The sequence below is a fragment of the Thioalkalivibrio sp. ALgr1 genome, assembly GCF_000378285.1.
GTDB lineage: Bacteria > Pseudomonadota > Gammaproteobacteria > Ectothiorhodospirales > Ectothiorhodospiraceae > Thioalkalivibrio.
The window spans coordinates 697514-708859 of record NZ_KB905133.1; the positions used below are offsets into that span (position 1 = coordinate 697514).

The following is an 11346-nucleotide window of genomic DNA, read 5'->3' on the forward strand; positions in this document are numbered from 1 at the left end:
ATGCTGCGACTGATCAGCATCCGCGACTTCGCGATCATCGACCGGCTGGAACTGGAGCTGGACACGGGCCTGAGCGCCCTGACCGGCGAGACCGGGGCCGGCAAATCCATCCTGATCGACGTGATCGGCCAGCTGCTGGGCGACCGTGCGGATGCGGGCATGGTGCGCGAGGGGGCCGAGCAGGCCGACCTGTCCGCGGAGTTCGCCCTGCCCGACACGGGCCCGGCCAGCACGTGGCTGGCGGAACAGGATCTGGCGGACCCCGATGACGACGCGGTGCTCCTGCGGCGGGTCCTGAGCCGCCAGGGCAAGAGTCGCGCCTGGATCAACGGCCGCCCGGTCGCGGTCGGCCAGCTGCGCACGCTGGGCGAGTGGCTGGTGGACATCCACGGCCAGCACGCCCATCAGCAGCTGCTGCAGCGCGACACCCAGCGCCACTGGCTGGACGGCTTCCTCGAAGGCGACCGCGTGCCCCGCGTGCGCGAGGCCCATCAAGCCTGGCGCGAGGCCGCCCGGGCGCTGGAGCAGGCCCGCGAGAGCCAGGCCGACACCTCCGACCGCCTCGATCTGCTGCGCTTCCAGACCACCGAGCTGGCCGAACTGGCCCCGGTACAGGACGAGTACCCACAACTGCTGGTCGAGCAGAACCAGCTCGCCCACGGCACCGAGGTGCTGAGCGCGCTGCAGGCCGCCAGCCAGCAGATCGAGGACGACGCCGGACTCGATGCCCAGATCGGCCATGTGCTGCACGCACTGCAGGACGCCGCGCAGCACGACGAACGGGTCAACCCGGCTGTCGAGTTACTGGAATCCGCGCGCATCCAGCTCGACGAGGCTGGCGACACCCTGCGCCGGCTGGCCGACGGCATCGAACTGGACCCGGAGCGCCTGGCCGAGCTGGACCAGCGCGTCGGCGAGTACCTGCGCCTGGCGCGCAAGCACCGCGTCGATCCCGAGGCCCTACCGGGCCTGCACGACGAACTGCAGACCGAGCGGGACGCCCTGGAGAACGGCGACCAGACCCTCGAGGCCCTGGAGGCGCGCGAACAGGAGACCCGTACCGCCTTTGATGCGGCCGCCAAGGCGCTGAGCCAGGCCCGCCAGCAGACCGCCAGCCGCATCGGTCAGGCAGTCACCGACACCATGCAGGAGCTGGGCATGGCCGGCGGCCACTTCGAGATCGCGATCGAGCCCGCCGACAAGCCGCAGGCGCACGGCGTGGATCACATCGAGTTCCGAGTCGCCGCGAACCCCGGCGCTGCCCCCCAGCCGATGGCAAAGGTCGCCTCCGGCGGCGAGCTCTCGCGTATCGGGCTCGCGCTACAGGTGCTGGCCAGCCAGCAGCAGACCGTGCCCACGCTGATCTTCGACGAGGTCGACAGCGGCATCAGCGGCGCGGTCGCCGAGGTCGTCGGGCGCAAGCTGCGCACCCTGGGCGAGCGCCATCAGGTGCTGTGCGTGACGCACCTGGCGCAGGTCGCCGCCCAGGCCCACCAGCAGCTGGAGGTGCAGAAGTCGCACGGCCAGGACGGCACCCGCACCGCCATCCAGCCCCTGGACGACGAGCGCCGCGTGGAGGCCCTGGCCCGCCTGATCGGCGGCACCCAGCTCACCGAGACCACCCGCACCCACGCCCGCGAACTCCTCGCCGCTGCTGGATAATCCGGCACTCAGACCACAAGGCAAAGCGTAGGATGCGATGAGCGCAGCGAATCGCATCGCATCGCATCGCATCGCATCGCTTCAAGCGTGGAACCTGCTTCAACCCCAATGATGCGATTCGCTGCGCTCATCCGCATCCTACACCCCGCGCGGATCGTGGAGCGGACGCTACAGAATCACCACCAGTGAGTGGCCCATACGGTTCAGGGCCGCGCCGGCCAGGTGCCGTCCGCCAGATGGCGCGCGCCGGGCGGCAGGCGTGGCATCCAGTAGACCCAGAGGGCCGCCGGGCCTTCCTCGGTCCAGGCGGGCACCAGGGCACGGCGATACTCCCCGCGGCCGTCCGCGCGCACGCCCTCGAGGGCATCGATGTGTGGCAGGGTCCGTGGCGGATCGGGCAGGCGAATCCACTCGCCGTGCACAAGCCCCTGCGTCCCCTCCGGGACTGGCTGCGTCAGACCCCGAAAGCGGTGCTGACGCCCCGCGTCACGGGCCGGGTCCTGACCGGCCTTCAGGAGAATGCTGCTGCCAGGGACCTGCACGGCGGGATAGCCCACGGGCAGGTCATAGATCGACCCCGCGATGCTGGCCGTACGAATCCGGAGGGCCCGCGCGCAGAATGCGCGGTGGTTGGCGAAGCCCTGCTTCAGCGTCCCGTACACGAACAGGTCAACAAACGCCGCCATACCGATGCCTACTCCTGCGAGAGCCGTACCACCGGGCGCCACAGGCGCGCGGACTCCGGCACCTGGCCGGGCCAGTCGACCACGTAGTCGATCAGGGGGAGATCCGGGGCATCACACTCGCGGATGACCCTTCCGGCCACCGAGACGCGGGCGCGCTTGACCGTCTCCGGATCGCCGGTCAGCAGAGGGTGCCAGGTGGGCAGCGGCTGGCCCTCGAAGCGCAGCCGGTAGGCGCAGGTGGGCGGCAGCCAGTGGTAGTTGGGCAGGTCTTCCAGGGTGAGCTGGATGCAGTCGGGCACGAAGTTGCGCCGGTTCACGTAGTCCGAACAGGCGCCGGTCTCGCAGTCGAGCAGATCGCAGGCCAGCCAGGTAAAGGCCAGCTCGCCCGAGTCCTCGTCTTCCAATTTGTGCAGGCAGCAGCGGCCGCAGCCATCGCACAGGGCCTCCCACTCGGCGTGGCTCAGCGTCTCGAGCGGACGCTCCCAGAACGGGACCGGGGCCCCGTCGACGGGATCACTCATGATCCTCGCCGAGCATGCGCCGTCCTTCATCACGCAAGCGACTCACCGTCTGGGCCCAGCGCTCCTGGGTCACGAAGTGCATCAATACACGTCCTCGGCGCGGCACCATGATGGCCAGGCCACGATCCGGATAAAGCCAGTAGCTGTGGTCGGAATCGATCTGCATGCGCTCGGCCGGCTCGCCAAAGCGTTCCTCCAGGACGTCGTGGGTCCAGCGCGCGCGGGGGATGTAGCTCATCTCGACGATCGGCACATTGCCCAGTGAACTGAGTGCCTCGTCGCTCAGCCCGTAGCGCCATGCCCCGCTGGGCATCGGCCGATCGGAGGTCGTCTGGGACTCGATGCGATCGAGGTCGGCCTCGTCCAGATCCGGGCGCAGCACCAGGTTCGTCTCGAATGGCGGGATGCGCGCGTTCACGTAATAGGCCTCGACTGAACGACTGCCGTCCGGGTCCACGAACAGGCGGATATCCGGCACCGGCAGACGGCCCATCTGGTCCGCCATGGTGGATTCACCCAGCGTAATGCCCAGCACGCGGGTGCGCTGTTCGTCGATCACCTGTACCTGCCAGGGCAGGTCGGTGAACTGCTGGGTACGCTGACCGCCCGGGTTGGAATAGACCCACATCGCCAGCGCCATGATCACGGCCATCGCGATCAGTCCCACGATCCAGCGTATCTGCATGCCTTGCACTCCCCGACGCGAGGCGGCCCCGACGCGCCGGCTCTCGTATAATGCCGGCCCTCCCGTTGACCACCGGATGACAGCCCGCCATGTTCTCACGTTTGTCCGCCTGGATCACCGCCCGCTCCGTGCCTGCCGGCAGTGCCGGTCGCATCGTCGTGCTGGCCCCGAAACAGACCCTGCTGGCCGCCGGCGACTGGCTGGACGACCTGGCCAGCAAGGCGGGCCCGCTAACGCTCGGCGTAACCGATGCCGAACGCGATGGAGACTTGTCCGACCCGGGTGATGACCGGCCCGCAGTGGCGCTGCCACCGGACCTGGCCCGGGAGCGCCTGGCACGTCTGCAACCACGGGCCGTGGTCGTCATCGGCCCGGTTGGCAAACTGGGCTCGCCACTCGCCGCGATCACCGCGCCTCGCCTCTGGATGAACGCCGAGGGCGACGCACCTGCCGGCGTCGAGTGGGCCGGGATCTTCGCCGCGCGCGATCAGGCCTGTAACGCGCCCGGGACACAGGTGATCGGCGACCCGATCGCGGGGGCTGTCGAGCTGCCCGCGGCCCCGGCGCCCGACACGGACTTCTGCGAACGCTTTCGCGAATACCACGAGAAGGGGCATCCCATCCTGCTCGCCCCCAACACGGGGCCCGGCGAAGAGGCCTTTGCGTTCGCGGTGCTGTTCGCCGTGCTGCGCAAGACCGCCGCGATCCTGCTGCTGGCGCCGGCAGACCGCGAACGCCACGAGCCGGTGTACCGCGACGCGATCAAGTACTCACTCCCGATCATCCGCCACAACCGCTTCATGACCTCCTTTGTGCCGCGCAAAAACCGGGTGTACTACATCGAGGATCCCGAGACCCTGCACTCGGCCTATGGCTGCGCGCACATCACCCTGCCTGGCGGCACACTGGCCGCCAGCGAGACGCCGCCGGACCTCGGGCTGCCCCTGGCCCACGGCAGTGCCGTCGTCTGCGGCCCGGCGGACGACCCGGCTCGGCCGGATGCCGCCACCCGCCTGCGGATGGCCGCCGAGCACACCGGCCTGGTCTCGCGCGGCAGCACGCCGGAAGAGGTGGCCGACGAGGTGCTCGCACGCCTGGCCGAGGGCCGGACCGCACAGGATCGACGCGATGACCTGGCGCAATGGCAGCAGCGCCAGGCCGATGCCCGCTCCATCGTTCGCGATGCCCTGACCGGCAGTCTCGCCAACGCATGAAGCGTCTTCCAAGTAATTGATCTATAATCTTCAAGACGTTCATTTAACGGATTCACCCGATGATCGATGGCAGCGCGTCCCTGACGGGCATCCAGAACGGTGTCACCAGCCTGCGCCAGCAGGCGCATACGGTGGCCACCGAACCGGCCGGCGGGCGCGAAAGCACAACCGCACAGGTCGGCATGATCGCGAGCCAGAATCAGGTCGAGGCCTCGGTGAAAACCCTTCAGGCCGAAGATCGCATGATCGGTTCGCTGCTGGACGTGCGCGCCTGAGACGGCGGAATCCGGGAGGCGGACGATGGAAGTCCCAGTCAGCAATCCTTCGGCGGCAGTCCCGCTCGGCACGCGGCCGACCGGTTCCGATCGCCTGGGACTCGGCCAGACCTCGGCACCCGCGGAGTTTGACCGCCCGCTGAACGACCCCGAGGCCGGCGAGGCCCGCCGCCCGATCGAGGACGATGCGGAGCAGGATAGCGATCGCCGCGGTGGCGATCAGAGTGACCGCTCACTGGAGTTCGGCGCGCGTTCCGAACAGGAACTGTCGAGCCGAGCGCGCATCAGCGCCGAGCAGGAGGCGGCCCGCATGCGCCGCGATGGCGACACGCAGGACGATTCAGCGATTCGTGATGGCAGTTCGCTGGGACAGGACGGCGTCGAGGCCTTGCGCCGCCGGGTGGAACTGGCCGTGCGCCTGGCAGGCCCCACCGAGGAGCCACGGCGCGAACTTAACGTGGTGGTCTAGTAACGCCACCTGAAGCACCAACCCCGCCGATTATTGCAGCCGCGTCACCGGCTGCCCCTGGCTTTGTAACCACTCGCGAGCCTTCTCGCCCGCATGCAAACGCTCGTCGGGAGACAGCTCTCGGGCCACGCGCTCGCGATAGCGGGCTGCGTTGGCCACGCCCATCTCGGCGGCGATCGCGTACCACTTGAACGCCGATACGTCCGAGCGCTCCACGCCCTCGCCCATCGCGAACAGCCGCCCCAGATTCGCAGCACCCCGGCCCTCGCCGCCCTCGGCTGCCAGCAGATACCACTGCGCGGCCTGCTCGGCGTCCTGAGGCAGCCCGCGCCCCTCGTCGAATTTGAGCCCGAGATTGAACATCGCCTGGGCATTGCCGCGCTCGGCCGCTACGTGAAACCAGCGGGCGGCCTCGTTGGCATCGGGGGCGACGCCATCGCCCTGCTCGTAGAGGACGGCGAGATTGAAGGCCGCATCCGGAAAGCCGGCCTCCGCTGCCCGGCGGTACCAGCGCGCGGCCGCTTCCGGATCGCGCGGCTGATATTGCCCCTCGTCGGCCAGGACGCCCAGGTTATAGGCGCAGCGGGCATCGCCAGCTGCGGCACCGGCGCGCCAGCCGTCGATCGCGGCCTCGATATCGCCGCGCCCCCAGGCCTTGCGGGCCTGCTCCACGAGGTTTTCCAGTTCTGGAGTATCAGCCATCGTCTGTCCTGCGAACCCGGTATTGTCCGGGACCCTCCGGGTAGTAGTGAGTTCACTTTAACGCCCCCTCATGTAGAGGGCGATTTGGCACACAGTCTTTCGTGACGGCCGGCACAGCCAGGGACGCGCCGAAAAATCGGGTCGAACTCATAAAAACGGTTGTTGTCCCCTGCACGGAAAGCAGAGTGTTTTCACGCACGACTCACCCAAAGCCTTCGGACAACAAGGAGAGGCATTATGAAACGATCCACTGGAATTCTGGCGACGCTCGCAATCGCCCCGTTCGCCCTGCTGGTCGGCTGCGGCGAAGGCGACATGGACATGGAAGAGTTCGAGCAGCAACAAATGGAGCAGCAGGAACAAGGTGGTGGCGAGCCGATGCAACCGCCGGCGGATGAGGGCATGCAACAGCAGCAACCCCCGCAGGAAGGCGGCCAGATGCCGGATGAAGAAGGCAGCATGGAACCGCCCGCGGACGAGGGTGGCGAACAGGACTTCTAGTCCTGCCACCTGCCTGAAGCACGCAAAAGGAGGGGCCAGGCCCCTCCTTTTTTATGTCCGACCGACTGCATCGAACACCGCAAACAAAAAGGGCAGCGACAATGGCCGCTGCCCTTCTGGATCAGAAAACCTGACAACTAACGATCAGTTGTCGAAGGTGTCTTCCATCTCTTCGCCAGCATCTTCCATCGAATCGCCGGCATCATCCATGGCGTCATCAATGTCTTCGCCCGCCTCTTCGGCCGGGCCCTGGTTGTCACAGCCGGCGAGGCTGGCACCGCCCAGCGCCAGCATCAGCGCCAGGAAGAAAATCGTCAGTCGAGACTTGTTGAGCATCGGTTCGCTCCTTTACCGGAAAATGGATCCTTCTCGTAGATAGTCCAATCGGCGACCTCTGTCGAGGACCGCCGCTTGCTGGACTCGGGCGTTGGGACCATCGGCAAACCGGAATGATCGCCGCTCCAGGCACCTGCCCTGCCACACTGTGATCGACGTCCGGTTTTTCGGCGGGCCCGGTGGCAACCGATCAGAAACGGGCATTCAGCGAAACGAACAGCCGCCGGGGCTCGTAGATGTTGTTGTAGACATTGCTGAAGGTGGTTTCTCCGGTGTCCTCCCGGGCATACGGCCGGTAGTCCTTGAAGTCCTTGTCGAAGAGGTTGTAGATCGTCGCGTTCAGGGTGACGTTCTCGGAGATGTGGTAGGCCGCACCGACGTTCACCATCGTGAACCCGCGGAAATCTCCCAGGGCATCGTAGGCACCCTGTGCGCTGCCACCATCCTGCGGCTCGTGATAATTGCGCGGGCGGAAGGCGCTGGAGCGGTACTCGGCCTCGGCGAAGGCCTCGACCCGCGGGGTCGCCTGCCAGTCCAGTCGGGCATTCAGCATGTGCTCGGGCACGCTGGCCAGCGGGTCGCCAACGTTGCTGGCGGCGGTCCCACCCCGTTTCACCTCGCTGTCCGTCCAGGTGTAGTTGGCCGAAAACGCCCAGTTCGGCGCAAAGCGGTAGCGCGTCGCGAGCTCGATCCCCCGCACCACGGACTCGCCAATATTCACGTCGATGCCTTCGTTGGCCCCGGTGCCACGCTCGATCTTGTCCTTGAGTTCGTTACGGAACACGGTCGCCTGAGCCGAGAAGTCCTGACGGTTGTCGTAGGCAACCGTGAACTCGACGTTGGTGCTGCGCTCGGGCTCCAGATCCGGATTGCCGAACAGCGGGGTGGAGCCCCCATCGCCATAGCCGATCACCCCGTCGCTGATCTGCTCGATATACGGGGCGCGAAAGCCCTGGCCGATCCCGCCCTTGAGCGTGACGGTGTCCGTCGCACTGAACACCCCGTACAGGCGCGGTGTGATCTGACTGCTGAAGTTTTCATTGTCGTCAAACCGCAGACCACCGGTCAGGGTGAAGCGGTCGGTCATGAACCACTCGTCTTCGACGAACAGGCTGTACTGCCAGAAAGACAGCGAATCCGGCAGGATGCCGTCTTCCAGCTTCGGACGCAGATACTGCCCCCCGACCGTCAGCACGTGGTCATCCAGATACGTGACCACCTGAGTATCCAGGATCGTGGTGTCCAGCCGGAGCGTTCGCGGTGCGCCTTCGCGCGAGGAATCCGGAACGGCCCCCTCGTTGATCGTACGCCCAAGCGTCTCCACCCGATCCTGGGTCAGGGTGGTCTCCCAGGTCCCGAAGTCGTAATCGCCACGATGGCCGAGACGCACCTGATCGCGCTGGAACTCGAGTTCGCGCGAATAGCCGCGCAGAAAGTCCTCGCGTGAATCGCCAGTGCCCGTCAGGCGCCCGAGCTGTCCGCGCGAGTTGTCGTAGCTTTGTCGCGTGGTATCCAGCCGCAGGGAGAATTCATCCTGCGCATTGGGTGTAAACAGCAGTCGGCCGCCAAAGGTCTCGACATTCGCACTCGTCGGGTTCTGCCCCATGGTGCGATTGTCGGTCAGGCTGGGCTCGGTGCCGGGGATGTCGATGCTGGAGGCGGAGCGCTCGTACAGACGGGTATACAGCTGCATGGACAGGCGCTCATCTACCAGCGGGCCGGCAAGATAGCCTTCCAGGGTGGAGTAGCCGCCAAAGTCGGAATCCGACTGGAACGTATGCCCCAGCGTCGCGGAGCCCTCCCACTCGTCGCCGGGCTGGCGGGTAATGATGTTGACCACGCCTCCGATCGCATCGGAGCCATACAGGGTCGACATCGGGCCGCGAATCACCTCGATACGTTCGATGGCCGCAACCGGCGGAATGAACACGCTGGAGGCATCCGTAAATGCATTCGGGGCCACGGTGCCGGAGACGTTCTGGCGCACACCGTCGATCAGCACCAGGGTGTATTCCTCGGGCAGGCCGCGCAGGCTGATCGTCTGATTGCCGGTCTTGCCGCTGCGGGCATCCAGCGAGCGCACGTTCACCCCTTCGACCCCGCGCAGTGCATCCGCGAGGCTGGTGACCTCGCGGCGCTCCAGCTCTTCGCGCGTCACCACGGAGATGCTGGCCGGCGCCTGTTCGAGGTCCTGCTCGAAACCGCCCGCCGTGATGACGACCGGTGCCAGGCGTTGTTCTTCCTCTGGCGGGCTGGCCTGCACCGCCTCCTGGGCGTGGACAGCCGAAACAGCGAACGGAAAGCCGAGGGCGGCACTGGCGATCCCGGCCAGCAGCGGTGTCTTGCGGGTGGTTTCGAGCATGACGCAGTCTCCCTGGTATCAAGGTCGACCCCTTCGCGGGGCCGGGAGGCTGGCTGGCTCGAACCGGGTTCTCGCTGGCTGGCGTTCGGGTTGTGAAAAGACCTATTTGGTCAGAATCAGCTTGTCGTTGGCGGTCTGGCGTAGGGTGTACCACTCGCCCCGGTGTCGGATACGGATCTGACGCGCGGCACCGAGCAGGTCCTCGCTGGCCACCTCGCGCGGGCCGGCGGCCAGGCGCGAGGATGATGAGCCGATGGTTCCGTCTCGTGTGTTCACCGCTCAGCCTCCGGTTCGGAGACAAAGGCCATGCGGGTCACGCCCGACTGGCGCACCTCGGCCATCACCCGAGCCAGCCGCTCGTAGCGCGTGTCCTGGTCCGCGCGCAGATAGATCGCGACATCGGGCTGCTGATCGACCGTCTCGCGCAGGCGTTCCGGCAGGCGGCTCAACGAGACCGGACTATTGTTCCAGTAGATCTCGCCATCCCCGTCCAGCGAGAGCGTAACGCTGTCCGGCAGCTCGTCTGCGGGCTCGCTGGTCGCCTGGGGCAGCTCCAGCTCCACCGAGTGGGTAATTACCGGCGCGGTAATGATGAAGATCACCAGCAGCACCAGCATCACGTCCACGAGCGGGATCACGTTCATATCCGACATCGGCTCGTTGCTGTCGCCCAGACGTCCGAAGGCCACGCTTATACCCCCTGGGGCAGCCCGGCCCCGGCGGACGTGCCAGCCTGGGCATGGTGGTCAGGTGCCGTATCTGAGCGGCGCGCCTGTCCCGGCTGCAGATCCGAATGCATCAGCAGCGCATGCAGATCGTGGGCGAAGGCCTCCAGCGTCTGGTGCTGCAGCCTCTGGGCGCGGTTGAATACATTGAAAAACGCCACGGCGGGGATCGCGGCCGCCAGGCCCGCCGCCGTCGCAATCAGCGCCTCGCCAAGCGGGCCGGCGACCAGGTCCATGGAGACACTGGCCTCCGTCGAGATATCGATCAGGGCCGCGTGGATACCCCAGACCGTACCCAGCAGCCCCACGAACGGTGCCAGACTGCCGACCGAGGCCAGAATCGTATTGCCCGCCTGCATGCGCAGGTTTTCGCGATCCATCGACTGGCGGATCATGCGCACCACGTGATCGTCCAGCTGCTGCTCGGCCTTGTCGCTGCCGTCGCGCACGCCGCGATAATGGTCGAACGCGTGGTAACCATCCTGCGCAATCGAGGCGAGCGGCCCCCGGCAATCGCCCGCGACGTTGCGAAAGCGCCGAGCGCTCTGGCTCTCCTCGAACGCGGCCAGCGTCCGGCGGTTTTGCCGGCGCACGCCCAGCAATGTGAAGAACTTGCCGGCCGCGATCGCCCAGGTAGCGATGGACATCACCAGCAGGGTCAGGAACACCCCGACCAGCAGCGGGTCGCCGTGACGGAATACATAAAAGACGTCGAAATCACTCATGGCTCTTGGCGCTCGGCATTGCGTTTGATGGGTGCGGCTGAAAAGAGGCAGGCCGCCTTAGCGCAGCTGGAATTCCATCGGGACCACCACCTCGGCCTCGACGGCACGACCACCCCGGCGCGCCGGCTCGAATCGCCAGCGCTCGACGGCCGACAGCGCGGCCTCGTCCAGGCGGTCGTAACCACTGGACTCCTCGACCTCCCAGCGGACCGGTTCGCCTTCGGGGGACACCGTAACCCTCAGCATCACAGTCCCCTCCTCGCGACGACGCTGCGAGATACGCGGATAGTCGGGCGGCGGGTTATCCAGATAATCCGCTCCGAACCCAGGCTCCTCGAACGGCTCATCCTCTGCGCCGAGCTCACCCGCCGCGCCCTCTGAGGCGGCGTCCGCCGCATCTTCAAAGTCCGTGTCCTCGCGAGAGTCCGCTCCCGAATCCTTGGTCTGTTCTGGTTCTGGTTCTGGTTCTGGTTCTGGTTCTGG

General features: G+C 66.7%; 15 protein-coding genes. 5 read left to right on the top strand and 10 right to left on the bottom strand.

What is annotated here, in order from left to right; all coding sequences use genetic code 11:
• Positions 1–1662, top strand: coding sequence for a DNA repair protein RecN (gene recN / locus F466_RS0107650; protein ID WP_018993780.1), 1662 nt, complete (start codon positions 1–3; stop codon positions 1660–1662).
• A 203-nt stretch (positions 1663–1865) separates the two neighbouring features.
• On the opposite strand, the gene F466_RS0107655 is transcribed toward recN, so the two are convergent.
• Genes F466_RS0107655 through F466_RS0107665 form a run of 3 tightly spaced genes read right to left on the bottom strand, consistent with a single transcriptional unit; the run spans position 1866 to position 3554 of the window.
• Positions 1866–2348: a gamma-glutamylcyclotransferase gene (locus F466_RS0107655; RefSeq protein WP_018137672.1), complete on the bottom strand. Its 483-nt coding sequence runs from the start codon at positions 2346–2348 to the stop codon at positions 1866–1868.
• Between the two features lie 8 nt (positions 2349–2356).
• Positions 2357–2869 carry a YcgN family cysteine cluster protein gene (locus F466_RS0107660; protein WP_018137671.1) on the bottom strand — a complete coding sequence of 171 codons (513 nt, stop codon included), beginning with the start codon at positions 2867–2869 and terminating at the stop codon, positions 2357–2359.
• Positions 2862–3554 (bottom strand): hypothetical protein, encoded by a 693-nt coding sequence (locus F466_RS0107665; RefSeq protein ID WP_018137670.1) that lies wholly within the window; start codon positions 3552–3554, stop codon positions 2862–2864. Before F466_RS0107665 ends, F466_RS0107660 begins: the two co-directional genes overlap by 8 nt.
• 89 nt (positions 3555–3643) lie before the next feature.
• Between F466_RS0107665 and F466_RS0107670 the strand changes: the two genes are divergently transcribed.
• From F466_RS0107670 to F466_RS0107680, 3 genes are read left to right on the top strand one after another with little or no spacing between them, the layout of a single operon-like run.
• Positions 3644–4768, top strand: coding sequence for a hypothetical protein (locus tag F466_RS0107670; protein ID WP_018993781.1), 1125 nt, complete (start codon positions 3644–3646; stop codon positions 4766–4768).
• A gap of 59 nt (positions 4769–4827) precedes the next feature.
• Entirely contained in the window at positions 4828–5043 is a 216-nt protein-coding gene (locus F466_RS0107675) for a hypothetical protein (RefSeq protein ID WP_018137668.1), read from the top strand.
• 25 nt (positions 5044–5068) lie between these two features.
• Complete coding sequence (locus F466_RS0107680) at positions 5069–5512, top strand: hypothetical protein (protein WP_018137667.1); 444 nt, start codon at positions 5069–5071, stop codon at positions 5510–5512.
• A gap of 30 nt (positions 5513–5542) precedes the next feature.
• Here F466_RS0107680 and F466_RS0107685 read toward each other — a convergent pair whose 3' ends face one another.
• Positions 5543–6214 carry a tetratricopeptide repeat protein gene (locus F466_RS0107685; RefSeq protein WP_018137666.1) on the bottom strand — a complete coding sequence of 224 codons (672 nt, stop codon included), beginning with the start codon at positions 6212–6214 and terminating at the stop codon, positions 5543–5545.
• A 237-nt stretch (positions 6215–6451) separates the two neighbouring features.
• Between F466_RS0107685 and F466_RS0107690 the strand changes: the two genes are divergently transcribed.
• Positions 6452–6715 (top strand): hypothetical protein, encoded by a 264-nt coding sequence (locus F466_RS0107690; protein ID WP_018137665.1) that lies wholly within the window; start codon positions 6452–6454, stop codon positions 6713–6715.
• A gap of 144 nt (positions 6716–6859) precedes the next feature.
• Here the strand turns inward: F466_RS0107690 and F466_RS0107695 are convergent, their stop codons facing one another.
• From F466_RS0107695 to F466_RS13855, 6 genes are all read right to left on the bottom strand, one after another.
• Complete coding sequence (locus F466_RS0107695; RefSeq protein WP_018137664.1) at positions 6860–7051, bottom strand: hypothetical protein; 192 nt, start codon at positions 7049–7051, stop codon at positions 6860–6862.
• 190 nt (positions 7052–7241) lie between these two features.
• A complete protein-coding gene (locus tag F466_RS0107700) occupies positions 7242–9413 on the bottom strand; it encodes a TonB-dependent receptor domain-containing protein (protein WP_018993782.1) in 2172 nt (723 codons plus the stop codon).
• Positions 9414–9515: 102 nt separating this feature from the next.
• The gene (gene hemP, locus F466_RS13440; RefSeq protein ID WP_018993783.1) at positions 9516–9689 is read right to left on the bottom strand and encodes a hemin uptake protein HemP; all 174 of its coding nucleotides are present in this window, start codon (positions 9687–9689) and stop codon (positions 9516–9518) included.
• Entirely contained in the window at positions 9686–10102 is a 417-nt protein-coding gene (locus F466_RS0107710) for a biopolymer transporter ExbD (protein ID WP_018993784.1), read from the bottom strand. Before F466_RS0107710 ends, hemP begins: the two co-directional genes overlap by 4 nt.
• 2 nt (positions 10103–10104) lie before the next feature.
• Complete coding sequence (locus F466_RS0107715; protein WP_018993785.1) at positions 10105–10863, bottom strand: MotA/TolQ/ExbB proton channel family protein; 759 nt, start codon at positions 10861–10863, stop codon at positions 10105–10107.
• A gap of 57 nt (positions 10864–10920) precedes the next feature.
• Positions 10921–11172: an energy transducer TonB gene (locus F466_RS13855; RefSeq protein ID WP_051075330.1), complete on the bottom strand. Its 252-nt coding sequence runs from the start codon at positions 11170–11172 to the stop codon at positions 10921–10923.
• Between the last annotated feature and the right edge of the window lie 174 nt (positions 11173–11346).

Coding starts and splice junctions, on each gene's coding strand:
- recN (WP_018993780.1), top strand. CDS start 1: ATGCTGCGACTGATCAGCATCCGCGACTTCGCGATCATCGACCGGCTG.
- F466_RS0107655 (WP_018137672.1), bottom strand. CDS start 2,348: ATGGCGGCGTTTGTTGACCTGTTCGTGTACGGGACGCTGAAGCAGGGC.
- F466_RS0107660 (WP_018137671.1), bottom strand. CDS start 2,869: ATGAGTGATCCCGTCGACGGGGCCCCGGTCCCGTTCTGGGAGCGTCCG.
- F466_RS0107665 (WP_018137670.1), bottom strand. CDS start 3,554: ATGCAGATACGCTGGATCGTGGGACTGATCGCGATGGCCGTGATCATG.
- F466_RS0107670 (WP_018993781.1), top strand. CDS start 3,644: ATGTTCTCACGTTTGTCCGCCTGGATCACCGCCCGCTCCGTGCCTGCC.
- F466_RS0107675 (WP_018137668.1), top strand. CDS start 4,828: ATGATCGATGGCAGCGCGTCCCTGACGGGCATCCAGAACGGTGTCACC.
- F466_RS0107680 (WP_018137667.1), top strand. CDS start 5,069: ATGGAAGTCCCAGTCAGCAATCCTTCGGCGGCAGTCCCGCTCGGCACG.
- F466_RS0107685 (WP_018137666.1), bottom strand. CDS start 6,214: ATGGCTGATACTCCAGAACTGGAAAACCTCGTGGAGCAGGCCCGCAAG.
- F466_RS0107690 (WP_018137665.1), top strand. CDS start 6,452: ATGAAACGATCCACTGGAATTCTGGCGACGCTCGCAATCGCCCCGTTC.
- F466_RS0107695 (WP_018137664.1), bottom strand. CDS start 7,051: ATGCTCAACAAGTCTCGACTGACGATTTTCTTCCTGGCGCTGATGCTG.
- F466_RS0107700 (WP_018993782.1), bottom strand. CDS start 9,413: ATGCTCGAAACCACCCGCAAGACACCGCTGCTGGCCGGGATCGCCAGT.
- F466_RS0107715 (WP_018993785.1), bottom strand. CDS start 10,863: ATGAGTGATTTCGACGTCTTTTATGTATTCCGTCACGGCGACCCGCTG.